General features: G+C 69.4%; 18 protein-coding genes. 10 read left to right on the top strand and 8 right to left on the bottom strand.

Annotation, left to right across the window (positions count from 1 at the left end):
- Positions 1–338 precede the first annotated feature (338 nt).
- The gene (locus ABS88_RS13285) at positions 339–1,736 is read left to right on the top strand and encodes a methyltransferase family protein (protein ID WP_076073587.1); all 1,398 of its coding nucleotides are present in this window, start codon (positions 339–341) and stop codon (positions 1,734–1,736) included.
- Positions 1,737–1,864: 128 nt separating this feature from the next.
- On the opposite strand, the gene ABS88_RS13280 is transcribed toward ABS88_RS13285, so the two are convergent.
- Positions 1,865–3,238 (bottom strand): glutamate--cysteine ligase, encoded by a 1,374-nt coding sequence (locus tag ABS88_RS13280; RefSeq protein WP_286749978.1) that lies wholly within the window; start codon positions 3,236–3,238, stop codon positions 1,865–1,867.
- A gap of 118 nt (positions 3,239–3,356) precedes the next feature.
- Between ABS88_RS13280 and ABS88_RS13275 the strand changes: the two genes are divergently transcribed.
- Complete coding sequence (locus ABS88_RS13275) at positions 3,357–5,303, top strand: CshA/CshB family fibrillar adhesin-related protein (protein WP_234002543.1); 1,947 nt, start codon at positions 3,357–3,359, stop codon at positions 5,301–5,303.
- Between the two features lie 3 nt (positions 5,304–5,306).
- Here ABS88_RS13275 and ABS88_RS13270 read toward each other — a convergent pair whose 3' ends face one another.
- Positions 5,307–6,077, bottom strand: coding sequence for a 16S rRNA (uracil(1498)-N(3))-methyltransferase (locus ABS88_RS13270; protein ID WP_076073595.1), 771 nt, complete (start codon positions 6,075–6,077; stop codon positions 5,307–5,309).
- A 204-nt stretch (positions 6,078–6,281) separates the two neighbouring features.
- On the opposite strand from ABS88_RS13270, the gene ABS88_RS13265 reads away from it, so the two are divergent.
- From ABS88_RS13265 to ubiA, 4 genes are all read left to right on the top strand, one after another.
- Positions 6,282–8,243, top strand: coding sequence for a TadE/TadG family type IV pilus assembly protein (locus ABS88_RS13265; RefSeq protein ID WP_104959277.1), 1,962 nt, complete (start codon positions 6,282–6,284; stop codon positions 8,241–8,243).
- Positions 8,240–8,809, top strand: a complete 570-nt coding sequence (locus tag ABS88_RS13260) for a TadE family protein (protein ID WP_076073598.1) — start codon at positions 8,240–8,242, stop codon at positions 8,807–8,809. The genes ABS88_RS13265 and ABS88_RS13260 overlap by 4 nt, the downstream gene beginning before the upstream one ends.
- A complete protein-coding gene (locus ABS88_RS13255; protein WP_104959278.1) occupies positions 8,806–9,489 on the top strand; it encodes a TadE/TadG family type IV pilus assembly protein in 684 nt (227 codons plus the stop codon). Before ABS88_RS13260 ends, ABS88_RS13255 begins: the two co-directional genes overlap by 4 nt.
- Before the next feature lie 66 nt (positions 9,490–9,555).
- Positions 9,556–10,464 carry a 4-hydroxybenzoate octaprenyltransferase gene (gene ubiA / locus ABS88_RS13250; protein WP_076073603.1) on the top strand — a complete coding sequence of 303 codons (909 nt, stop codon included), beginning with the start codon at positions 9,556–9,558 and terminating at the stop codon, positions 10,462–10,464.
- Positions 10,465–10,473: 9 nt separating this feature from the next.
- On the opposite strand, the gene smc is transcribed toward ubiA, so the two are convergent.
- From smc to ABS88_RS13230, 4 genes are all read right to left on the bottom strand, one after another.
- The gene (gene smc, locus ABS88_RS13245; RefSeq protein ID WP_076073606.1) at positions 10,474–13,917 is read right to left on the bottom strand and encodes a chromosome segregation protein SMC; all 3,444 of its coding nucleotides are present in this window, start codon (positions 13,915–13,917) and stop codon (positions 10,474–10,476) included.
- Positions 13,918–14,067: 150 nt separating this feature from the next.
- Positions 14,068–14,814 carry a thioredoxin domain-containing protein gene (locus ABS88_RS13240; protein WP_067113556.1) on the bottom strand — a complete coding sequence of 249 codons (747 nt, stop codon included), beginning with the start codon at positions 14,812–14,814 and terminating at the stop codon, positions 14,068–14,070.
- Positions 14,815–14,848: 34 nt separating this feature from the next.
- Complete coding sequence (locus ABS88_RS13235; RefSeq protein WP_076073608.1) at positions 14,849–15,574, bottom strand: DsbA family protein; 726 nt, start codon at positions 15,572–15,574, stop codon at positions 14,849–14,851.
- Between the two features lie 18 nt (positions 15,575–15,592).
- The gene (locus ABS88_RS13230; protein ID WP_067113561.1) at positions 15,593–16,159 is read right to left on the bottom strand and encodes a DUF721 domain-containing protein; all 567 of its coding nucleotides are present in this window, start codon (positions 16,157–16,159) and stop codon (positions 15,593–15,595) included.
- A gap of 26 nt (positions 16,160–16,185) precedes the next feature.
- On the opposite strand from ABS88_RS13230, the gene ABS88_RS13225 reads away from it, so the two are divergent.
- The 3 genes from ABS88_RS13225 to nudC are packed head-to-tail and all read left to right on the top strand — an operon-like array spanning position 16,186 to position 19,396.
- Positions 16,186–17,241: an A/G-specific adenine glycosylase gene (locus tag ABS88_RS13225; RefSeq protein ID WP_442800476.1), complete on the top strand. Its 1,056-nt coding sequence runs from the start codon at positions 16,186–16,188 to the stop codon at positions 17,239–17,241.
- The gene (locus tag ABS88_RS13220; protein WP_076073612.1) at positions 17,238–18,524 is read left to right on the top strand and encodes a serine hydrolase domain-containing protein; all 1,287 of its coding nucleotides are present in this window, start codon (positions 17,238–17,240) and stop codon (positions 18,522–18,524) included. Before ABS88_RS13225 ends, ABS88_RS13220 begins: the two co-directional genes overlap by 4 nt.
- Positions 18,524–19,396 carry an NAD(+) diphosphatase gene (gene nudC / locus ABS88_RS13215; protein ID WP_076073615.1) on the top strand — a complete coding sequence of 291 codons (873 nt, stop codon included), beginning with the start codon at positions 18,524–18,526 and terminating at the stop codon, positions 19,394–19,396. The genes ABS88_RS13220 and nudC overlap by 1 nt, the downstream gene beginning before the upstream one ends.
- Before the next feature lie 218 nt (positions 19,397–19,614).
- On the opposite strand, the gene ABS88_RS13205 is transcribed toward nudC, so the two are convergent.
- On the bottom strand, positions 19,615–22,068 hold the full coding sequence (locus ABS88_RS13205) for a DUF885 family protein (protein ID WP_353745081.1): 2,454 nt from the start codon (positions 22,066–22,068) through the stop codon (positions 19,615–19,617).
- Positions 22,069–22,191: 123 nt separating this feature from the next.
- Positions 22,192–22,599: a DUF3597 domain-containing protein gene (locus ABS88_RS13200; RefSeq protein WP_286749977.1), complete on the bottom strand. Its 408-nt coding sequence runs from the start codon at positions 22,597–22,599 to the stop codon at positions 22,192–22,194.
- Positions 22,600–22,780: 181 nt separating this feature from the next.
- Between ABS88_RS13200 and ABS88_RS13195 the strand changes: the two genes are divergently transcribed.
- Positions 22,781–23,407 carry a DUF937 domain-containing protein gene (locus ABS88_RS13195; protein ID WP_104960272.1) on the top strand — a complete coding sequence of 209 codons (627 nt, stop codon included), beginning with the start codon at positions 22,781–22,783 and terminating at the stop codon, positions 23,405–23,407.
- Positions 23,408–23,418 lie beyond the last annotated feature (11 nt).

Here is a 23,418-nt window from a genome sequence, read left to right as displayed (position 1 = left end):
GAGGGCGCGCGACTCGCCCGCATCGTTGACGGCTTGCTTACCATTTCGGGCTAGGGGCAGGACCCATGGATTGCGCGCTCGAGGTTTGAAGCGATTTTGCTCAGGGCGAGGAGGCAAGGCGTAGGAATATGTCGATATTTCCAGACTTGCCGACGAAGCCATGGGCAAAATCGGTCAAATCGCGAAGCGACGCCGAAATGGCTTCGATCTCAGGCCCGCGCGGCCTTGCGGGTAGCGATGCTACCCGCTGCATCCGCCCAAACCCGATATCTTCGCCATTTCGACGCCTCGAACGTGCAATCCATGGGTCCTGACCCTATGGGAAAAGCGTGACCGCCATGTCCGATCTTCCGCTCTCCCCCGCGACCGGCGCTGCGGCCGAAGACGCGCCCGCCGCCGATTCGCGGCCGCGTTCGGCGGTCAGCGCCGGGGTCGGCATCGTCGGTATCGCCGGACTATTCTCCTACCTGCTGATCGCGCGCCACGCGCCGCAGATCGCGGCCGCGTTCGGCATCGACTGGGGTACGCGCGGCCCGATGGACGGCCCCAATTCGGCAATCGCCAGCGTGCTCGCCTGCGGCATCCCGATGGTGCTGTGGTCGCTGTTCGTCGACAAGGTGCATCGCAACCCCTCGACCGGCATCGACTGGTCGCAGCGCCGGCCGTGGCGCGAAACGGTCGACATCAGCCTGACCAAGATCGCCGGCCTGTGGGCGACCTGGGGGCTGATCGCGCTCTTCTATGCGACGATGCGCTATTATTGGGAGGGCAATTATGCCTTCGCGATGGACCTGCTGGAGCGGGTAGCGCCGTGGCTGCTGCTCGTCTCCGTGCCCTATATGCTGTGGCTCGACCGCCGCATGGTCGAACCGCGCGACGGCTGCTACCAGTTCGGCCGCTGGCTGATTGCTCCCGGCCAACCCGTCGACGGCCGCGCGATCGGCCATCATTTCCGCGCCTGGGCGGTGAAGGGCTTCTTCACCGCCTTCATGCTGTCGATCGTGCCGGGCAATTTCGCGGCGCTGGTCACCGTGCCGGTGAGCGAGGCGCTCGCCAATCCCTACATGATCGCGCTGTGGACGATCAATCTGCTCTATCTGGTCGACGTCCATGTCGCGACGGTCGGCTATATCCTGACGCTGAAGCCGCTCGACTCGCACATCCGCACCGCCAACCCTTATGGTATGGCGTGGGTCGCGGCGCTCGTCTGCTACCCACCCTTCATCCTGATGAACGGCGGCCCGCTCGACTATACGGTGAACGGGTCCGACTGGGGCTATTGGCTGGAGGGGCACGAGACGCTGATGATGCTGTGGGGCGTCGTGCTCGTCGCGCTGGTCGCGGTCTATGCCTGGGCGACGATGGCGTTCGGCATCCGCTTCTCGAACCTCACGCATCGCGGCGTCATCACCCACGGTCCCTATGCGCTGACCCGCCACCCCGCCTATGTGTCCAAGAATCTGAGCTGGTGGGTCGGCTCGCTGCCCTTTCTGGTCACTGCCGGAGGCTGGGTCGAAGGCGCGCGCAACATGGTCATCCTCGGGCTGGTCAGCGGGGTCTATTACTGGCGCGCCAAGACAGAGGAAAAGCATCTGCTCGCCGATCCCGCCTATGTCGCCTATTGGAACTGGGCCCAGCGGCACGCGCTGGTGCCGCGCCTGTTCACGCGGCTGACGGGCCGGGCGCGCCCGCTGATCCGGCTGGAGCCCGACCCGCGGGTGGGGCCGGTGGCGTGATCCTTATTCTCCCTTCCGCTTGCGGGGGGAAGGGACTGGCGACGGTGTGATTGCCCACCCCGCTGCGACTAGGGAGCAAGCTCCCAAGTCTCGCTGCCCCTCCCGCAAGCGGGAGGGGAGAATCGTATTCAGAAGCTCAACTCGCCATAAATCCTGGACAGGTCGCGGCCCCATGCGCCTTCGTAGCGGTCGAGCAGGTCGTGCGCGGGCGACTTGCCGCTCTTGGCGATCTGTCGCAGCGGTTCTAGGAAGCCGACCTCGTTGTCGCCCATCGAATTGACCTCGTCGCGCGCTGCCAGCCCCTGCGCCGCGATATCGAGAACGCGGTGCGCGAGGTCGCCGACGGTGCCGCCGCCCGGCGCCGCCGCGTCCAGCCCCTCGCGCGGCACCGCGTCGCGCAGCGCCTGCTGGTCGGCGATGCTCCAGTCCTTGACGAGGTCCCACGCCGCGTCGAGCGCGCCCTGGTCGTAGAGCAGCCCGACCCACAGCGCGGGCAGCGCGCAGATGCGATTCCACGGTCCGCCGTCGGCGCCGCGCATTTCGAGGAAGCTCTTGAGCCGCACCTCGGGAAAGGCGGTCGACAGATGGTCGGCCCAGTCGGAAAGGCGCGGGAGCTCGCCGGGCAGCGCCGGAAGCCGGCCCTTCAGGAAATCGCGGAAGCTCTGTCCCGCCGCGTCGATGTAGCGCCCGTCGCGGAACACGAAATACATCGGCACGTCGAGCATATAGTCGACATAGCGGTCGTAGCCGAAGCCGTCCTCGAACACGAAGGGCAGCATGCCGGTGCGCGCGGGGTCGGTGTCGGTCCAGATGTGGCTGCGATAGGACAGATAGCCGTTGGGCCGGCCGTCGGTGAAGGGCGACGCCGCGAACAGCGCGGTCGCCAGCGGCTGGAGCGCGAGCGAGACGCGGAATTTCTGCACCATGTCGGCCTCGCTCGCATAGTCGAGGTTGGTCTGGATGGTGCAGGTGCGCAGCATCATGTCGAGCCCCATGCCGCCGACGCGCGGCATGTGGTCGAGCATGATCGCATAGCGTCCCTTCGGCATGCGCGGCAGTTCGTCGCGCGTCTTGTCGGGCCACATGCCGAGGCCGAGGAAACCGAGGCCGAGTTCGGCGCCGACCTCCTTCACCTGCTTCAGGTGGCGGCCGGTCTCGGCGCAGGTCTGGTGGAGATTCTCGAGCGGCGCGCCCGACAGTTCGAGCTGCCCCGCCGGTTCGAGACTGATCGCGCCGTCACTGCCCGACAGGGCGATGACGTTCCCCCCTTCCTCGACCGGTTCCCAGCCATAGCGGGTCAGCGCGGTCAGCAGGTCGCGGATGCCGCCCGGCTCGTCATAGGAGGGCGCGCGATGATCGGCGGTGCGATAGACGAATTTCTCGTGCTCGGTGCCGATTCGCCAGCGGTCCTTCGGCTTCTCGCCTTTGATCATGGGCGCCGCGAGCTGGTCGCGGCTCTCGATGATGGGATCGTTTCGATCTGAAACCGTACGCGTGCTCATCGCGCCGCTTTAGGCAGGCGCCGCGGCTTGCACCAGCAAAAAGGACGGGCCCCGCGCAGGGGGTAAAGGAGGGGACAGGTTGACCGCGAATTAACCTTTCGCTGCCACAAGCGCGGGCATGACCAGGGACCAGATTGCGTCGCGGGCCGGTGGGTGGCGGACCGCGAGCCCACCGCCGTGCGCCTCGTCGATGCGAGCGTGCGCGCGCGGCGTCTTCCGCCCGCTGCTGCTGGCCTGTTTCGCGTTGCTGATGGCGTTGCTGCTCGCCGCCGCGCCGGCGTATGCCCAAAGCTGCGCCCCCGCGACGAGCCAGGGGACCGCGCCCGCGGGGTGGGAGACCTATTGCTGGCTCGACCTCAGCCAATATAGCGACGCGACCGCGCGCAGCGCGGCGGGCCAGAATATGAGCTTCACGCTGACCGACGGTTCGGTCCTGCGCTTCAACCTGCGCGTGACGCCGACATCGGGCAGCGCCTTCTCCGCCGTCGCCGCGCCGTCGTGGACCGGCGCCGCGGTCGGCAACTCGGCCTTCCTCGGGATACCGGGCCGCCCGGTGCTCTATTCGACGGCATCGGGAACGCGCACCGTCACGATCGGAGGCATCGCGATCACCCCGCCCGCAGGGGCGGCCGCATCTGCCTATTCCTTCGTCGTCGCCGACGCCGAATCGTCGAACGAGACTGAATCTCTAGTGTTCACGACCAACGGCGGCGCGTGGCAGCTGCTCGACCAGGTGCCGCCGACCAGCGGAACGACCTATCCGGCCCGATCGGGCATCGGCACCTCGACCGTCACCGTCACCGGCACCGCCGGGACGGTCGGCGCCTATATCGTCGGGTCGAACAGCCCGACGACCGTCACCGCCCAGATCACCTCGGGCGGGCTGCAGGGCATCATGCTTGCGGTGCGTTTCGCCTCGGTCCGGCTGTCGAAGCAGATCGCGGGGGTGCGAATCGACGCCAGCGACCAGTTCCTCTTCCGCATCCGCGCGGCGAGCGGCGGCGCGCTGCTGGGGCAGGGGACGACGAGCGGCAGCGGCAACGGCCCGTTCAACGCGATGCCGGTCAGCCTCGCCTCCAGCCTTTCGGTGACGCTGAGCGAGGAGATGGCGGCGGGCAGCGCCAGCGCGCTGTCCGCCTATCGCTCGACGATCAGCTGCACCAACGGCAACAGCGGATCGGCGACGCCGCTGCCCGTCGGGGTGGTCGCGACATCGTTCACCCTGCCGCCGCTGCAATTCGGCGATGCGATCGCCTGCACCTTCACCAACACCCCCTATCCGCACCTGCGCCTCCGCAAGGCGCTGGGCAGCGGAGGGCGGCGCTACAGCGGCGACCAGTTCACCGTCCGCATTCTCGATGGCGCGGTGGCGGTGGCGAACGCGACCACCAGCGGCACCGGCACCACGGTCGGCGGCGGCGACACCGGCATGGTGCGGCTGACCCCCGGCACCGCCTATACGCTCGACGAGATCGCGGCGGGGACCGCTGACCTCGCGCGCTACGATGCGGTGCTTGGCTGCACCAACGCCGCCGCCGGCTCCTCGACCGTGCTGCCGGGTGTGGCGCCGGGGACGATCACGCCGCAGCTCGGCGACGTCGTCACCTGCATCGTCACCAACACGCGCGCGACCGGCGGCGTGCTGGTCATCGCGAAAAGCTCGACGCCGATTTCGGACCCCGTCAACGGCACGACCAATCCCAAGCTGATCCCCGGCGCGATCGTCGAATATGCGATCACCGTGACCAGCATCGGGACCGGAAGCAACAGCAACCGGGCGAATGCGATCGTGCTCGTCGATCCGCTGCCGCCGGGCGTCACCTTCCAGACCGGCTCGGTCAGTTTCAGCAACGGATCGCCGGCGAGCGGCCTGGGATTCAGCGCGTCGAACGTCGGCTATTCGAACCAGCCGGGCGGCGGCGCACCCTATAGCTACACGCCGACGGGGACCTACGACCCGGCGGTGCGGGGGCTGCGGATCGCGCCCTCGGGCAATATGAGCCACGCGACCAGCGCGACGAGCCGCCCCAGCTTCACCATCCGCTTTCGCGCCCGCATCGACTGATCGTCACGCTTCGGGGGAGACCGCGCCCGCCGCTGCCCCCCAGTCGCCGTGCTGCGCCATCCACAGGGCGGTCGCGGCGACGGCGGCGGTCTCGGCGCGCAGGATGCGCGGGCCGAGCGCGATACGGCGGACGGCGGGGCAGGCGAGCAGCGCGGCGCGCTCGCGCTCGGTGAAGCCGCCCTCGGGGCCGGTCAGGATTGCGGCGGGCGCGGGCGCATCGACCGTTCCGAACGGCGAACCCCCCGCTTCGTCGGCGAACAGCAGCGCGCGGCTCTGTGGCCAGTCGCGCAGCAGCGCGGGCAGCTTCACCGGCTCGGCCAGCGTCGGCAGCGCGGTGCGGCCGCATTGCTCGCACGCCTCGACGATCTGCGCCTCCAGCCGCTCGCGCTTGACGCGCTCGACGATCGTGCGCTCGGTGATGACCGGCTGCAGCCGCGCGACGCCCAGTTCGGTCGCCTTCTCGATGATCCAGTCGAGCCGCGCCTTCTTGACCGGCGCGAAGCACAGCCAGAGGTCGGGCACCGCCTCGATCGCGCGCGTCCGGCGCTCGATGCGGACGGTCAGCGCGCGCTTGCCCGCATCGGCGACCGTGGCGAGCCACTCGCCGCTGCGATTGTCGAACAGCAGCAGCGGGTCTCCGGGCTTCAGCCGCATGACGTGCAGCAGATAATGCGCCGCCGCGCCGTCGACGACCGGTGCGGCGTCGGGGCCGAGCGGCGTGTCGACGAACAGGCGGGGCGTGCTGGCGGGGGGCCAGGCGGGAGTCGCGGGCATCGCGGGGCCATAGCATGGGCGGCGGCGGCGCGCACCCGCGCTCATCCCTGCGCGCGGACTGTCCCGTTGCGGGGCAGGAGGCGCGGTTTTCCGGGCCATGCGGGCGGTGCGGCTTAGCATTTTGGTAAGCAGTTTTCCGATAGAGGCAGGATACCCGCCGCGCATCTGTGGGGCGTACGCGGGTCGATCGAGGGGTTTGAGACCATGGGTGGGACCGACATCCGACATATCGGGCGCCGTCTTGGGTGCCGCCTCCGGCAGGGCGCCGGACGCCTGATCCGCGACCAGCGCGGCAACGCGCTGATGCTGACCGCGGCCGCGATCGTGCCGGTGATCGGCATCGTCGGGTCGGCGGTCGACATCGGCCGCGCCTATATGACGCAGCTTCGCCTGCAACAGGCGTGCGACGCCGGCGTGCTCGCGGGGCGGCGCGCGATGGCGGCGGGCGTCTATGGCGACGACCACAAGGCCGAGGCGAACAAGATGTTCGCCTTCAACTTTCCGAACGGCATCTATGGCAGCGAGGCGGTGAACTTTTCCTCGCAGTCGACGAGCGCCGCCGATGTCGTCGGCACCGCCAGCGTCAAGCTGCCGACGGCGATCATGTACATTTTCGGCAAGGACAAGTTCGACCTCGGCGTGAACTGCACCGCCAAGCTCGAAATCTCGAACGTCGACGTGATGCTGGTGCTCGACGTCACCGGGTCGATGGCGCGCAAGGCCTCCTCTTCGGACGACGACACCAAGATCGAGGCGCTGCGCAAGGCGGCGGTCGATTTCTTCGACACGCTGACCAACGCCGACATCGGCGACGGACGGCTGCGCTTCGGCGTCGTTCCCTACAGCTCGTCGGTCAATGTCGGCCAGATTCTGGTGGCGAAGAATTCCAACTGGCTCGCCGACACCGTCTGGCTCCCGTCCCGCAAGCCGGTGACCAAGGAGGTCTGGGGCGACGCCCGGACGGTGGTGTCCGACGATTATACCGCGACCGATCCCGTTTCTGACAAGAAGAAGAACGGGCAGGAGGATTGGAAGAGCGCGGGGACGGCGGACAAGACCAGAGACGAATGCACGACCTGGGACGACAGCGCCTCGGCCAAGATGATCGAGAGCAAGGATCAGAATGTCTCGAATCCGGTTGTCGACGGCACTACGCGCATCACCACATCCGATTCGAAGCGGACCTACGAATATTACAGCTACAAGGGAACATGGAGTTCCAGGAGTTGCAAGATCGACAGGCTCCGCTGGACGTTCACGCGCACCTACAAGGTGACGAAGACCGAGACGCTGACTACGGTCTTCGACGGCAAATACACCTATTTCGACCGCAAGTTCGACACCGGCCCGTTGAAGAGCGGATCGACGATCGAGACCGACACCGGCTATCAGGGGACGACGGTCACGACCAGCTGGGCGGGGTGCATCATCGAGCGGGCGACGACGCAATTCGGGTCGAGCCAGTCCGCGCCGTCGGACGCTTATGACATGGACATCGACATGGTCCCGTCCGCCAGCGATGCCGAGACGCAATGGAAGATGTTCCTGCCCGACGTCACCTACGACCGCGAGCGGGTGACCGAACGCACCGGGGTGACGACCAATTACCAGAATTTCGTCGACAAGGGCGGCGACTATGCCGCCTGCCCGGTCGCGGCGATGAACCTGACGACGATGACCAAGGCGGATCACGACGACTTCGATAAATATATCAAGACGCTGCAACCCAAGGGCTATACCTATCACGACGCCGGCATGGCGTGGGGTGCGCGCCTGATCTCTCCGACCGGGCTGTTCGCGGCCGACAACGGGCCCTATAACGGGCGGCCGGTCAGCCGGCATATCGTGTTCATGACCGACGGCGACATGATGACGCCGCGCGCCAACCTGTCGCACCAAGGGCAGGAGCGGTCGATGCCGCGCATCGGCGCGACCAGCGACAATGATGCGATCGACCGGCACAACAACCGCTTCCGGCAGCTGTGCGAAAGCGCGAAGCGCAAGGGCCTGACGATCTGGGTGATCTCGTTCGGCGTCGGCAGCAACAGCAACCTCAACAGCTGCGCCTCGACGGGGCAGGCGTTCGAGGCCGACAATGCGGCGCAGCTCAACGCGCAGTTCCAGGCGATCGCCCGCCAGATCTCGAAGCTCAGGCTGTCGCAATGAGCCGTCGCCGCGCCCTGATCCGCCGGCTTCGCCGCGACCGTCGCGGCGTCGCGCTGGTCGAATTCGCGCTCACCGCGCCGCTGTTCCTGCTGATCCTGATGGGGATCTTCGATTTCTGCTGGCAGATGTACGCGCAGCAGGTCCTGCAAGGCGCCGTCGCCAAGGCGGGGCGCGATTCGACGCTGGAGCTTTATTCCAGCGACCAATCGGCGCTCGATGCCCGCGTCAAGGAGCAGGTCCAGCAGGTGTTCGCGGGCGCCGATGTGAAATTCACGCGGCGCGCCTATGACGAGTTCAGCAAGCTCAACGTCCCTCGGCGCTATTATGATACGAACAAGAACGGCTATCTGGATGCCGAGGATTGTTTCGAGGATGGCGGCAAGGCCGGCAACGGCGGCGCCGACGACGTCGTCCTCTATACGGTGACGATGCGCTTCGACCGCGTGCTGCCGGTGTGGAAGATGCTGGGGCAGTCCCCCTATTCGACGCTGTCGGCGGTCACGATCCTGCGCAACCAGCCCTTTGCGAACGGTAGCGACATTACACCGGATAGCTGCCTGAAATGATGCTTCTTTCCCGCCCTTGCCGCCGCCTGGCGATCACCGCGCGGCGCCTGGCGCGCAACATTCGCGCCACGGTGCTGATCGAGATGGCCTTCGCCATTCCCTTTCTGGTGCTGGTGGGATTCGCCGGACTGGAGATCGCGAACCTTGCGCTGACTCACACGCGGATCAGCCAGATCGGCCTCAACACCGCCGACAACGCCTCGCGCATCGCAGCGGGCAGCAATCTGTCGCTGCCGCCGATCCGCGAGATCGATATCAACGAGTTGTTCATCGGGGCGGAAAAGCAGGCCGACGCGCTCGATTTCAAGCGGCACGGGCGGATCATCCTGTCGAGCCTCGAACGCAACAAGGATGGCGGCCAGTGGATTCACTGGCAGCGCTGCTATGGCGATCTCGCGGTGTCCTCGGCCTATGGCGCGCAGGGCACCGGCAAGACCGGAACGAGTTTTCCGGGCATGGGGCTGAAAGGCAAGGAGGTCACGGCCGCGGCGGGGACGGCGGTGATGTTCGTCGAGATCAGCTACGACTATCAGCCGCTGCTCTATGGCAAGTGGCTGGGCGCGCGGCGAATCTCCACGACGGCGGCCTTCAATATCCGCGAGCCGCGCGATCTGGATGGGCCGAAGGACGGCGACGGCGTCTACAACCCCTCTCCGGCGGCCACCAAGTCCGCCTGCTGATCGGCGCACGCCGCGCCCGGTCCGGCATTTATCTCGTCGGCGCGCTCTGCTATCGCCCCGGCACGCATGACCACCGCCCCTCCTCCCGACAGCCAGCTTCGCGGCTTCCTGGCGCTCCTGCCCGCGGGGTTGCGCCCCTATGCGCTGCTCGCGCGGTTCGACCGGCCGATCGGCTGGTGGCTGCTCTATTGGCCCTGCGCGTGGGGGATCGCGCTGGCGGGCGGCGCGCGCGATCACTGGCCGCTGTTCCTGTGGATGCTCGCCGGCGCGATCGCGATGCGCGGCGCGGGCTGCGTCTATAACGACATCGTCGACCGCAACCTCGACGCGAAGGTCGCGCGCACCGCGTCGCGCCCCGTCGCGAGCGGCGCGGTTTCGGTGCGCGGCGCGGCGCTGTGGATGCTCGCGCTGTCGCTCGTCGGGCTGGTCGTGCTGGTGCAACTGCCGCTGCGCGCGCAGGTCGTCGCGGTGGCGAGCCTGCTGCTCGTCGCCGCCTATCCGTTCATGAAGCGCATCACCTGGTGGCCGCAGGCGTGGCTGGGGCTGGTCTTTTCGTGGGGGGCGCTCGTCGGCTGGATCGCGGCCGGGGGCAGCGACGGCCTCGCGCTGCCGCTGCTCTATGCCGGATGCATCGCCTGGGTGATCGGTTACGACACCATCTATGCGCTCCAGGACATCGAGGACGATGCGCTGGTCGGCGTCAAGTCGAGTGCGCGCGCGCTGGGTGACCAGGTGCGCGGCGGCGTCGGCCTGTGCTATGCGACCGCGCTCGCGCTGTGGGCGGGGGCGCTGTGGATCGTGCGACCCGATCCGCTGGTCTTCGTTGCGCTGGTGCCGGTGGCGGTGCATCTGGCGGGGCAGGTGGCGACGCTCGACCCCGCGAACGGCGCCGACGCGCTCGCCAAGTTCCGCAGCAACCGCTTCGCCGGGCTGCTCGTCTTCGCCGCGATGCTGGTGGTGGGCAGCGCGCCCTGACCGATCGGCTTATTCGGCCGCGAGCAGTTCCTCGGCGCCGCCGAGGTCTACCGAGACGAGGCGGCTGACCCCGCGTTCGATCATCGTTACCCCGAACAGCCGGTGCATGCGCGCCATCGTCACCGCATTGTGGGTGACGATCAGGTAGCGCGTGTCGGTCTCGCGGCTCATCCGGTCAAGCAGGTCGCAGAAGCGCTCGATATTCGCGTCGTCGAGCGGCGCGTCGACCTCGTCGAGAACGCAGATCGGCGCCGGGTTGGTGAGGAAAAGGCCGAAGATCAATGCCACGGCGGTCAGCGCCTGCTCGCCCCCCGACAGCAGCGTCAACGTGCCGAGCCGCTTGCCCGGCGGCTGCGCCATGATCTCGAGTCCCGCTTCGAGCGGGTCGTCCGAATCGACGAGTTCGAGATGCGCCTGACCGCCGTTGAACAGGGTCGTGAACAGGCGCTGGAAATGCGCGTTCACCGCCTCGAACGCCGCGAGCAGGCGGACGCGGCCTTCGCGGTTGAGGTTGCCGATCGAGCCGCGCAGCCGGTTCACCGCCTGCTGCAGTTCCTCGATCTCGGCGACGCTCCGCTCGCGCTCGGCGTCGAGCTCGGCGAGTTCGTCGGCGGCGACGAGGTTGACCGGCCCCAGCCGCTCGCGGTCGGCGATCAGTCGGTCGTGCGCCGCCGACTCGGTGGCCGCGTCGCCGACCGCAGCGCTGTCGAAACCGGCCTTTTGCGGCAGCAGCGGCGGCGGGCATTCGAAACGCTCGCCCGACAGGCGGCCCATCTCGACGCGGCGCAGTTCGGCGTTTTCCGAGCGCGCGACCGCGCCGGCGCGCGTTTCGCGCGCCGCGGCGACGCGCTCGCGGATCGTCGTCAGCGCCGCCTCTGCCTCGCGCAGCGCTGCTTCGGCCGCCCGCTCGCGCGTCTCGGCCTCGTTGAGTTTCTCGCGCAGTTCGGCCTGCCGCGCCTCGGCAACGGCGCGGTCGGCGGCGAGCCGCTCGGGCAGGTCGACGAGCTTCGCGGCTTCGGCGGCGAGCGCATCGGCGCGCTTGTCCATGTCGGTGACGCGCCGTGCGGCCTCGCCCGCTCGCGCCTTCCAGCTCCGAATCTCGGCGCCGACCACCGCCTGCCGCTCGCTCAGCGCGGCGAGGGTGCGCTCATGCGCGGCGAGCGTGCCTTGCGCGTCGGTCGCGGTGGTGCGGGCGCGATCGGCGGTCTGCTCCACGGCATCGAGCGCCGCGCGCGCCAGCCGCTCGTCGGGCAGCGCGGTGAGCGCGGCTTCCTGTGCTGCGAGTTGTTCGGCGGCGTCCTTCGCCGCACCGGCGATCTCGGCGCGCCGGCGTTCGAACAGCGCGGCGGCGGCGTGGTGGCGGTCGAGCGCGCCCTGCGCCTGGTCGGCGGCGCGCAAGGCAGCGCGGCGCGCCTCGTCGGCGTCGGCGAGCCGCTTGCGGGCGGCCGCGGCCGCCTCGGTCCGCGCGGCGAGCGTCGCCGCCGCGGCCTCGCGGCGGTCGCGCAATTCCTGCACCCCCAGCTCGACCTGCGGGCGCTGCGCGGCGAGCGCGTCGAGGCGATTCTGGCGCATCAGCCGCTCGCTCGCGGTCGCGCCGTCGCCGCGCGTCACGAAACCGTCCCAGCGGCGCATCACCCCGCCCATCGTCACCAGCCGCTGCCCGACCGCGAGCGTCTGGCCCGCATCGTCGTCGGCGACCGCGACCTGCGCGAGACGGCGCGACAGCGCGGCGGGCGCCTCGACGAGATCGGCGAGCGCGCGGGTCCCGGCGGGAAGCGCGGGATCGTCGGCGCGCGCGTCGGCGCCGCGCCAGCTTCGCGCCGCGTCGCCGTCGGTGCCAGCGTCGAGATCGTCGCCGAGCGCCGCGGCGAGCGCGGCCTCGTAGCCCGGCGCGACCCTGATGCGGTCGAGGATGCGCATCGCATCGCTGCGCGCAGCGGCGAGCGCGCGTTCGAGCGTCGCCGCCTCGCCTTCGAGCGCGGCGAGCGCCGCGCGCGCCTCGGCGAGCGCGGCCTCGACCGCCGCGAGGTCCGCCGTCGCCGCCTCGCGGTCGGCTTCGGCGTCGCCAATCGCGGCTTCGGCTGCGGCGATCGCGGCCTCCGCCTGCTCGGCGGCCGCCGCGCTCTCCTCGACCGTCCGGGCCAGCGCCGCGCTGTCGCCGAGTGCGGCGATCTCGGCTTCGAGACGCTGCTGTTCGCCCGCGATGCGGCGCACCGCGGTTTCGGCGCCGTCGCGCGCGCTGAGCGCGATGCGGCGGTCGGCGGCTTCGCTCGCGGCGCGCGCGCGCGCCTGTGCCAGCGCCACCTCGGCATCGCGCAGCCGTGCCTGCGCCGCCTGATTCGCCTCGACGAGCGCCGCCTTGCCATTGTCATGCGCGCCGATCTGCTGCGCGAGTTGCTTCGCCTCGGTGTCGAGCGCGGTCAGCGCGGCATGGGCGTCGCGTGCCAGATCGCCCTCGCGCGCGCGATCCTCGGCGAGCCGCGCCTGCTGCGTGCCCAGGTCGTCGAGGCGCTGGCGCGCCGCGCGCTCCTCGCCGGCAAGGCGGACCTGCGTTGCGGTCGCTTCGGCAAGCGCATCGCGCTGCGCCTGCGCGTCGCCGCGCGCATCGGCGACGCGCGCGGCGACCTCTGTCTGCGCGTTCGAAACGGCTTCAAGTTCGTCCTGCGCCGCCTTCACCGCGGCCTCGGCCGCGTCGGCGTCGCGGCGCGCCTGATCGGCGGCGGCGGCGGCGTCGCGCCAGCGGGCATAGATCAGCCGCGCCTCGGCAACGCGGATTTCTTCGCTCAGCCGCTGGTATTTCTCTGCCGCGCGCGCCTGTCGGCGCAGCGCGTTCGCGCGCACCTCCATGTCGGCGACGATCTCCGACAGGCGGGTCAGGTTGGTTTCGGTCGCGCGCAGCTTCTGCTCGGCGTCCTTGCGGCGGACGTGAAGGCCGGCGATGCCCGCCGCCTCCTCCAGCATCGCGCGGCGGTCGGTCGGCTTGGCGGCGATGACGTTCGCGATCTTGCCCTGGCTGACCAGCGCCGGGCTGTGCGCCCCGGTCGCGGCATCGGCGAAGATCAGCGCGACGTCCTTGGCGCGTACGTCGCGGCCGTTGGCGCGATAGGCGCTTCCCGCGCCGCGCTCGATGCGGCGGATCACCTCCAGTTCGTGCCCGTCGGCCGCGTCGGAAAGCCCGGCGACCACCGCGCCGCCCGTATCGCAATGGATCGCGACCTCGGCGAAATCGCGCGGCGGGCGCGACGCGGTGCCGGCGAAGATGACGTCCTCCATCCCGCCGCCGCGCATCGACTTGGGGCTGGATTCGCCCATCACCCAGCGGATCGCCTCGAGCAGGTTCGACTTGCCGCAGCCGTTCGGACCGACGACGCCGGTCAGCCCCGGCTCGATGCGCAGCTCGGTGGGTTCGACGAAGCTCTTGAAACCGGTCAGGCGCAGCCGCTTTATCTGCACGGACGGTCCCCGTGCAGTCGGTCGAATCGCAGGCTGTGCAACGCTTGGGTCACATATCCCCCTTGCCCGCCGTCATGCCGCGCGGGCGGGGGAGTCGCAAGGGGGACGATTCCGCCCGCGCCGCCGGTCGCGGGGCGGGAAGCGCGACGGTCAGCGCACGCCCATCGTGCGCAGCCGGTCGCGCAGCGGGCCCCAGGCCGCGATGCCCTCGGCCAGCTGGCCGTTGATGATGAAGCTGGGGGTGCCCGAGATCCGATAGGTCTCCATCGCGGCATTGGTGCTCTGTTCGAGCTTTTCGATGTTGGGAAGGTTCGACAGGCAGGCGTTGACCTGGTCGGCGGTCATGCCGCGCGACTGGAAGAAGGTGTCGAGCTTCCACGCCTTGGCGAGCGCCGGGAAACGCTGCGCGGGGGGCAGCGACATCGCCTTTTCGCCGCCATCGGGATTGGCCTGCGCGCCCGCGAACAGATCGGCCTGCGAGGCGAAGACGTTCGCCATCAGCGGGAAATAGCGCTCGGTCGGCGCGCAGCGGATGATCGCCGCGGCCGATGCGTCGAGCGGATCGCGGATGAAGTTGCGCAGTTCCAGGCTGACGCGGCCGGTGTCGATGAAGTCGCGCTTCAGTTCCTCGTGGCTTTCCTCCGAGAAATCGGCGCAGTGCGAGCAGGTGAGCGAAGCGAATTCGATGACCTTCACCGGCGCGTCGGGATTGCCCATCAGATAGCCGCCGTCGGGGGTGACGGTGACGGTGTCGGACCAGCTCTTGCCCGCGGGCGCGGCGACCTTCGCGATCACCGCCTGCTCCTGATTCTGGTCGGTCTTGCTTTCGCCGCAGCCGGCGAGCGCGAGCGCGCCGAGCGAACAGAGCAGGGCGATGCGCAGCGGGGGAAGGGTCATCCTTTGGTCTCCGAAAAATCGTGTCGAGGCGTTCTTAAGCGCCCTTGAGCGCGAGGTCGAGGCGCGTTTTGAGCTTCGGCCAATCGCTGACCTCCGCATTCTTGCCGTTGATGAAGAAGCTCGGGGTCGCGGCGACGCGGTCGGCGTTCTGGCCGATATTGGTCATCCCCAATATCTCGGCCGACGCGACGTCGCTGTCGAGGCAGGCGTCGATCTGTGCCTTGGTGTAACCGCGGCCGCGCATCAGCGTGTCGAGCCCGGTATCGGCGGCGATGCGCCGGGTGCGTTCGCCTTCGCTGCCCTGATACCAGGGCGCGAGCTGCTCCTTGGTCATTTTCGCCGCCTTGCCGAGCCAAGTGGGCTGCGCGAGCATGATCGCCTGATGATTGCCGACGAACGCCCTGGCGCCGCCGCACCGCGCGAGCAGCGCGGCGGTCAGATCGAGCGGATCGCGCACCAGATTGCGATATTCGAACTGCACCAGCCCGGTGTCGATGTAGAGCGTCTTCAGCAGCACCGCCGACTGTTTCGCGAAATCGGCGCAATGGCTGCACGTATAGCTGAAATATTCGACCAGCTTCACCTTGGCACCGGGCTTGCCGACCAGAAGCGCGCCGATCGGGCTGGTCGAGATGGTCGCCGACCAGCGCTCAGCGGCCGGTTTCGCGGGGGCAGCCGCGACCAGCGCGGTCAGGGCGACGCCGGCGAGTGTTCCGATCGCGAGGCGGCGGGTCGATAGGGACGGGATATGTCTGGGCATGGGCGGCCGGTCCTTCGTTCAACTGATGCGGGGAAGCTTCGGCGGCGCGGCCAGCCCTGCCGCCATGCGTTCGAGCACGGTGCGCAGTTCCGGGTCGCCGATGTCGCGCAGGCTGTCCCCCAGTTCGGCGGGTACGGGCTTCAGCATGGCTGGCGGCTGAACGGGCGGCGCGGCGGGCGCGACCTGCCCGTGCGTCATCCGCACCTGCGCGATCGCGGCATAGCCGAAGAAGCGGTTGACCGCGCCGATGATGTCGGGCGCGACATGCTGGAGCATCGGGGCGTGCGCGCCGTTGATCGTCAGATGCAGCGTGCCCCCCGCCTTCTGCCCGGCGGGAAAGCGGATCATCGCGGGCTGGGTGACGTCGGCGAGGCGGTCGCCGACGATCTCGCGCCAGCGGCTGACGACCGACGACTGGATGAAGCCGAACTTGCGGAAGGCGGTGCGGCCGATTTCGGGGACGAGGTCGGCGATCGCGCGCGCTTCCCCGCCGCGCGGGCGTTCGTAGCTGCGGGCAGGCGTCTTCTTCGCCTTTGCGTCCTTCGCCTTTCGGGCGGGCGTTTCTCCGCTCTGTGCTTTCGCCATGCGCGCCGCCATGCCATAGGCGGGGGGTGAGCGTCCAGACTTCCGACAGAACCGATCGCGACAAGACTGAAGCCGCGCCCGCCGATTTCGCCGCGCGCCTGCTCGGCTGGTACGACCGCTCGGCGCGGGTGCTGCCGTGGCGCGTGCCGCCGGGAAGCGACGCGGTGCCCGATCCCTATCGCGTCTGGCTCGCCGAGGTCATGCTCCAGCAGACGACGGTCGCGGCGGTGGCAGGCTATTTCGAGCGCTTCACCACGCGCTGGCCGACGGTCGCCGATCTGGCCGCAGCCGCCGACGCCGACGTCATGGCGGCGTGGGCGGGGCTCGGCTATTATGCGCGCGCGCGCAACCTGCTCGCCTGCGCGCGCGCGGTGGTCGCCGAGCACGGCGGGCAATTTCCCGACAGCGAAGCCGACCTGCGCGCGCTCCCCGGCATCGGCGACTATACGGCGGCGTCGGTCGCGGCGATCGCCTTCGGACGGCGCGCGGTGGTGATCGACGCCAATATCGAGCGGGTGATCACGCGCCATCGGCTGATCGAGACCCCGCTGCCCGCCGCCAAGCGCGCCATCCGCACCGCGCTCGAACCGCTGGTGCCCGCCGACCGGCCGGGCGATTTCGCGCAGGCGCTGATGGACCTGGGTGCAGGCATCTGCACGCCGCGCGGCCCCGCCTGCGCGATCTGCCCGCTGATGGCCGATTGCCGCGCGCGCGGCCGTGCCGACATCGAGCGGCTGCCGGTCAAGCCCGCGAAGAAGGCGAAGCCGCAGCGCCATGGCATCGCCTGGTGGATCGAGGACAAGGGCCGCATCTGGCTGGTCCGCCGGCCGGGCAAGGGGATGCTCGGCGGCATGCGCGCGCTGCCCGGCGGCGAGTGGAGCGCGATACCGCCCGCCGAGTCGGGGGTCGCCGAGGTCGATCATGGCTTCACGCATTTCGATCTGCGGCTGACGCTGATGCCCGGCGAAGCCGCGCTTGCCGCAGGGGAAGGCGAATGGTGGCCGCTTTCGGCGCTTGACGAGGCCGGGCTGCCGACGCTCTATCGCAAGCTCGTCGACCAGATGCGGGAGAAGGACGGATGAACATGATGGTGTCGCGCCGGGCGCTGCTCGGCGGCCTGGCGTTCGGCGGCGCGGCGACGCTGCTGCCGCGCAGCGCCCTTGCATGGAAAGCCGACGGCGCGGCGCTCTATCCCGCGACCGACGCCTTCGTCACGGGTTTCGTCGAGCGTGGGCAGCTCGCCGGCACGCTTGCCTGTATCGGCAAGGGGCAGGCGGCGGCGGTCAGCTTCGGCGCCGGGCGGCAGGCGATGGATTCGAGCAAGCCCGTCGGTCCCGACACGCTGTGGCGCCTCTATTCGATGACCAAGCCGGTCACCGCGATGGCGGCGATGCTGCTGATCGAGGAAGGCCGGCTCGGCCTCGACCAGCCGATCGCCGACATATTGCCCGCCTTCGCGAACATGACGGTGCAGAATACGCCCGATGGCTCGATCACCGACGTGCGTCCGGCCAAGGGACCGATCACGGTGCGCCAGCTGCTCACTCACACCGCCGGGCTCGGCTACAACATCATCCAGAAGGGGCCGCTGCGCGACGCCTATAACGAGGCCGGACTGGTCGGCGGGCAGGTCAGCCGCCTGCCGATCCCCGGCCTGCCACCAATCACGCCCGCGCCCAGCCTCGCGGCCTTCGCCGACCGGCTCGCGAAGCTGCCGCTCGTCTACGAACCCGGCACGCGCTGGAGCTATTCGGTCGGGCTCGACCTGATGGGGCGGGTGATCGAGGTGGCGGCGGGCCAGCCGTTCGACGCCTTTCTGAAGGCGCGGCTGTTCGACCCGCTGGGGATGACCAGCACCTTCTTCCAGGTGCCGGCGAGCGAGGTGGGACGGCTGTCGACCAATTATTTTCCGATGGGGCCGGTGCTGCTGCCGGTCGATCCGGCGACCAGCTCGATCTATCTCGATCCGCCGCCGATGCCCTATGGCGGCGGCGGCCTGGTTTCGAGCGCGCGCGATTACGACCGCTTCCTCGCCATGCTGCTCGGCGAGGGCGAGACCGGCGGGGTGCGGATCATGAAGCCCGAAACCGCGCGGCTAGCGATGTCGAACCTGCTGACCGATTCGGTCGACCGCAAGGGCACGTTCATCGAGGGCGAAGGCTTCGGCGCGGGCGGGCGCGTCTCGCTCGCCGATTCGCCCACCGGCGAGGGCGTCTATGGCTGGGGCGGCGCGGCGGGGACGATCGGCTTCGTCGACCGCGCCCGCGGCTACCGCGTCGGCGGCTACACCCAATATATGCCGGCCGAGGCGCTGCCCTTTCAGGCGAAGTTCGGCGAGGCTTTCTACAAGGACGCGCTGCGCTGATGCCGGCGCCGCTCGGCTTCACCGGGGCGTGGCTCGACCGCGCCGACCAGCTTCGCACCGACCCGGAGGCCTTCGCCGCCGCAAAGGCCGATCCGCGCGCGCGCTGCCTGACGCTCGACGGCATCGATTTCGTGCCCGGCGACGATGGCACGGGCCTGCGCTGGGAACTGCTCGACCCCGCCGACGCACGCGCGCCGATGCTGCTGGGACGCGACGAGCGCGGCATTCCCTATTTCGTCCGCGAACCGCACCCGGCGCAGCGCATCGACGCGCGCTCGCGCACCGTGATGCGGCTGCTGCCGCTGCTCAGCGCGCAGGACCTCGCGCTTTACGGCGGCGCGCGCAGCCTCGTCGACTGGCACGCGCGGCATCGGTTCTGCGCCACCTGCGGGTCGCCGACCGAGCTGTTCCGTGCCGGCTGGGGGCGCCGCTGCGGCCAGTGCCGCGCCGAGCATTTTCCGCGCGTCGACCCGGTGGTGATCATGCTCGCCGAATATGACGGGCGCGTGCTCGTCGGGCGCCAGCGGCAGTTCGCGCCGGGGATGTTCTCGGCGCTCGCGGGATTCGTCGAGCCCGGCGAATCGCTCGAGGAGGCGGTGGCGCGCGAATTGTTCGAGGAAGCGGGAATCCGCGTGTCGGACGTCGCCTATGTGGCGAGCCAGCCCTGGCCTTTCCCTTCGTCGCTGATGATCGGATGCCGCGCGCGCGCCGAGGGCAGCGCGCTGACGCTCGACGAGACTGAGATAGAGGCGGCGATCTGGGTCGATCGCGCCGAGGTGCGCGCGGCGCTGGCGGGCGACATGGACGCCCCCTTCCTTGCGCCGCCGCCGCTGGCGATCGCGCGCCACCTGCTGGAGGACTGGGCGGCGTAGGAAGCGCGCGTCGGCGCTAGACTCTGATGACTTTGGATTGACCCCCTTCGTCATTGCGAGCGGAGCGAAGCAATCCAGAGCGGTTTGCGCACACTCTGGATCGACGCGTCACTTCGCTCCTCGCGGGTGACGATTCCAACTCATGTCGTCATGCTCCAGGTCGTAGTTTCACCGCGTTTTCCGGGTCGTCATGCGGTTCCGCCCGACTTGAAACCGCTCTATGCGCCCGGTGCCCAGCCGCTCGCCGCGAGGAAGGCGGCGGGGTCGCGCATCTCGATGATCTCGCGCAGCGCCTGCGTCTTGTCGGGCGCGCGGTCGTAATAGGCCCGGACGATGCGGTAACCCGCCCAATAGCCGAGGTCGCCGGGCCATTCGCCATCGCCCTGCTGGTTGTAGAGCCAGCGCGAACCGAGCGCCTTTTCGTCCTTTTCGGCGAGGAAGGCGGTTTCGAGCTCCGTCGTTCGTTCCGCCGCCCATTGGTGGAGCAGCGGATAGGCGACCGATCCGGTCATCCGCTCGGTGACGAATTCGGCGGCGCCTTCGACCAGCGCGGCGTGGAGGACAGTGGCATTCTCGTCATCGACCTGCGCGAGCGGCTGCTGCACATGCGCATATTCGTGCGCGATGACATGTACCATGCGATCCTCGTCGTCGGCCTCGATGAATTTCGCCGCGCACAGCATTTCGAGGCCGATATAGAGCCCCTTCGCATTCGCTGTTCCCGCGCTCGACGCGCGGCCGATGGCGATGGTGATCGGCGGGAAGACCGCCTTCGGATAGAGCGCCGCGAGCCGGTCGGTCGCCGCGACCAGACGGCCGCGAACCTTGTCCAGCTTCGCCGCGCAGCCGCGCGCGTCGCGATAGACGGCTGGCTTGGCGCGCAGCGCCGCCGCCAGCCGGTCGGGCGTGATCCGGCGCAGCGCCATGAATTCGACGAGACCGGGCGACGGCGTGGCGAGGTAGCGCGCCGCGAGCGCATCGGGGTCCGCCGCCAGCGCCGGGTCGTCATAGAGCGCGAAGAAGCGGTCGACCTCGCTCGCGACCTCGAGCGGGTTCGACCCGTTGCGCTCGACGAAGAACTGCACCCCCTGCTCGCGCGTCCAGCGCTTGGTGTGGATGCCGGTATCGACGACGAGGCGGCAAGCGCGGAAAGCGATCGACTGGAGATAGCCGAGGCGCCCGACCGGGAAATCGTCGTAGAGGCCGAGCTCGTCGGCGAGCTGTTCGGCATAGAGGCCCCAGCCTTCCGAATAGGCGTTGAAGGCGAGCATCGAACGGATCAGCGGCATCTGGTTCGCATATTCGCCCTGCCACGCATGGCCGGGAATCGCCTCGTGCATCGCGAGGTCGGGCAGCGAATATTTGCTGTGCAGGTCAGTCGTGCGCAGGTTGATCCACATCCGCCCCGGCGTCGAACCGTCGATCGACCCCGCGCCGCCATAGGCAGCGGGCGCGCCGGGCTCTTCCTCGGGCGGCAGACGCTTCACCTCGACATTGCCCTTGGCGAGGGTGCGGAAGGCGCGCGGCAGTTCGGCGCGAATCCGGTCGAGCCACGTCTGGATATAGGCGACGACCTCGGCGCGGCCCTGATCATTGTCGGGGAATTTATACGCCGGGTCTTTCGCGAGTGCGTTCATCCGGTCGCCGACCGAACCCTGCGTATAGCCGAGCTGCTTGAGAATGGGGTCCATCCGCCCGTGCAGCTCGGCGAGCTGCTCGACCCCCATGTGGTGAATTTCCTCGGGCGTCATCCGCGTCGTCGTCGAGGCGCGCAGCGCCCAGGCGTAGAATTCGTCGCCGCCGGGGCGCGCCCAGATGCCGGCGTCCATCGTCGCCTTCGTGCGCTGCGCCTGCAATTCGGCAAGCTGGCGTTCGAGCGCGGCGACGACCGGCCCCGTGGCGATGGCCCCGGCGCGCCGGCCCCAGTCGCCCGCGATCTTCGCCTCCGCGGTGCGGCGGACGAGGCTGTCGACCAGCCCGCCGCCGCCGCGGGCGCCAGCGAGGCTCGCCTCCATCTGCCTGATCGCCTTGTCGAGCAGGAAGGCGGGCGCGACCACGCCCTGCGCGCCCGTGGCCTTCAGCCGCTCCGTCTCGCCGTCGAGCACGCCGGGATAGGCGTTGAGTCGGGCCAGATAGGCCTCGGCGTCGGCGGCGCTTTTGACCGGATGGTCGCTATCGAGGAATTTCGGGATATCGAGATAGGCGCCGACATTCTGGATCACGACATAGGGGGTGTTGCGCCATCCGCCGACCGACACGTCGCCATAGGGCAGCGCGAAGCCGTCGAGCGCGACGCCATAGGCGCTTTCGATCACCGCCAGGCTGGTGCGCGTGCCATGGTCGAGCTTGCTCCTGTCGACCGCGCGGACGCGCGCGAGATCGGCCTTGAGCGTGTCGGCGAGCGCCTGTTGTCCCGCCGCCGAGCGGTCGGCGAGCTGCGCGCGCAGCGCGGCGCGCGCGCCGGTGTCGATGCCGAGGCTCGTCGCGCTTTCGGGCGACCGGGCGAGCAGATTGTCGGCGATCGAGTCGAGCAGCGCCTGCGCGCCGTCCTGCTGCGGAGCGGCTGCCGCCAGCGCGGGCGCGCGCGCGGCCAGCGCGAGGCTCGCGGTTCCGGCGCCGAGCGCGGCGAGCGTCCGGCGGCGGCTGATCGAAGTGGACAGTCTGTCGTGCACGTGCGGGCTCCCCGTTTGTTTCCTGTGAAACCTGTCTGGAGCCGCGGCGCGCGGGGGTCAATGAAAAGGGGCCGGGAACGGCGCTGCGTTCCGGCCCCTTCGTCGAAGAAAATCGACCGTCCGTCAGTCGGTCAGGTCGGCGGGCACCTTGCCGCCGTTCGCGGCGAGTTCGCGCATCACCGCCTTGTGCAGCCAAATGTTCATCTCGGCGCTGCCGTTGAGTTCGCCGGTATAGCCGAGCTCCTGCGCAAGCGCCTTGCGGTTGTCGAGGCTCGAATCGATGCCGAGCAGTTTCATCAGGTCGACGATCGAGGTGCGCCAGTTGAGCGGCTGGCCTGCCTTCGCGGCCTCGGCCGACAGGATCGCCTCGACATCGACCTCGCTGGCGGCGGTCGACGCGGCGGCCATGGCGCTCGACGCGGCCTCGACCGCCGCGCCGATCGGAAGCGCCGACGGGGTGGCGGGAGCGGGCTCGGCGGCCTCCGCCTTCTTGCCGAAAATCGCGTCCTTGATGCTGCTGAAAATACCCATTTTGCAATGCTCCCACTCGTTGAGACGGCCTAACCCCGCGGCCGGGGCAGTCGCAGGGCCGCAGGATAGGATTAGGCACGGCGAAATGACAGCAGAATGAACGGCTCGCCCCACGCCGGTGCGCTGCTATAAGAACCCGCATCGGCGCTTTTCGATCCGCGCCTTGTGGGAGATTGACGACATGAACCTCAGCGACATCCTCGGTCAGGCCGGCGGCATCGAATCGATGGCGAAGGAACTGGGCGTTTCGCCCGCGATCGCGCAGCAGGGCGCCGAAGCGCTGCTGCCCGCGATCCTCGGCGGCTTCCAGAAGCAGGCACAGGGCGGCGGCGAGGGACTGGGCGGGCTGATCGCCGGGCTGGGCGGCGGCGGCCTGCTCGACGCGGTGCTCGGGTCGCAGCCGACCCCGGTCGGGCAGGGCAACGACATATTGGGCCAGATCTTCGGGTCGAAGGATGTCAGCCGCACCGTCGCCGGTCATGCCGCCGGGCAGACCGGGCTCGACGCCGGGCTGCTCAAGAAGATGCTGCCGCTGCTCGCGATGCTGGTCGCCGGCGCGATGGCGAAGGGTGACACCAAGGACGGCGGCGGAGTCGACGGCGGCGGTCTGGGCGACCTGATCGGCGGCGCGCTGGGCGGCGCTGCGGGCGGATCGGGCGGCGGCGGGCTGGGTGGCCTGTTGGGCGGCATGCTCGGCGGTGGCGGCGGATCGGGCGCGCTGGGCAGCCTCGGCAAGCTGATCGACCGCAACGGCGACGGCAACCCGCTCGACGACATCCTCGGCATGGCCGGGAAGCTGAAGGGGTAGCCGGATTCCCG

This window comes from Sphingopyxis sp. SCN 67-31 (assembly GCF_001725095.1).
This window is presented reverse-complemented; position numbering and strand designations above follow the sequence as displayed.

Excerpts from the sequence above, each read along its gene's own strand:
- ABS88_RS13285 (WP_076073587.1), top strand. The coding sequence starts at position 339 with ATGTCCGATCTTCCGCTCTCCCCCGCGACCGGCGCTGCGGCCGAAGAC.
- ABS88_RS13280 (WP_286749978.1), bottom strand. The coding sequence starts at position 3,238 with ATGAGCACGCGTACGGTTTCAGATCGAAACGATCCCATCATCGAGAGC.
- ABS88_RS13275 (WP_234002543.1), top strand. The coding sequence starts at position 3,357 with ATGACCAGGGACCAGATTGCGTCGCGGGCCGGTGGGTGGCGGACCGCG.
- ABS88_RS13270 (WP_076073595.1), bottom strand. The coding sequence starts at position 6,077 with ATGCCCGCGACTCCCGCCTGGCCCCCCGCCAGCACGCCCCGCCTGTTC.
- ABS88_RS13265 (WP_104959277.1), top strand. The coding sequence starts at position 6,282 with ATGGGTGGGACCGACATCCGACATATCGGGCGCCGTCTTGGGTGCCGC.
- ABS88_RS13260 (WP_076073598.1), top strand. The coding sequence starts at position 8,240 with ATGAGCCGTCGCCGCGCCCTGATCCGCCGGCTTCGCCGCGACCGTCGC.
- ABS88_RS13255 (WP_104959278.1), top strand. The coding sequence starts at position 8,806 with ATGATGCTTCTTTCCCGCCCTTGCCGCCGCCTGGCGATCACCGCGCGG.
- ubiA (WP_076073603.1), top strand. The coding sequence starts at position 9,556 with ATGACCACCGCCCCTCCTCCCGACAGCCAGCTTCGCGGCTTCCTGGCG.
- ABS88_RS13240 (WP_067113556.1), bottom strand. The coding sequence starts at position 14,814 with ATGACCCTTCCCCCGCTGCGCATCGCCCTGCTCTGTTCGCTCGGCGCG.
- ABS88_RS13235 (WP_076073608.1), bottom strand. The coding sequence starts at position 15,574 with ATGCCCAGACATATCCCGTCCCTATCGACCCGCCGCCTCGCGATCGGA.
- ABS88_RS13230 (WP_067113561.1), bottom strand. The coding sequence starts at position 16,159 with ATGGCGAAAGCACAGAGCGGAGAAACGCCCGCCCGAAAGGCGAAGGAC.
- ABS88_RS13220 (WP_076073612.1), top strand. The coding sequence starts at position 17,238 with ATGAACATGATGGTGTCGCGCCGGGCGCTGCTCGGCGGCCTGGCGTTC.
- nudC (WP_076073615.1), top strand. The coding sequence starts at position 18,524 with ATGCCGGCGCCGCTCGGCTTCACCGGGGCGTGGCTCGACCGCGCCGAC.
- ABS88_RS13200 (WP_286749977.1), bottom strand. The coding sequence starts at position 22,599 with ATGGGTATTTTCAGCAGCATCAAGGACGCGATTTTCGGCAAGAAGGCG.
- ABS88_RS13195 (WP_104960272.1), top strand. The coding sequence starts at position 22,781 with ATGAACCTCAGCGACATCCTCGGTCAGGCCGGCGGCATCGAATCGATG.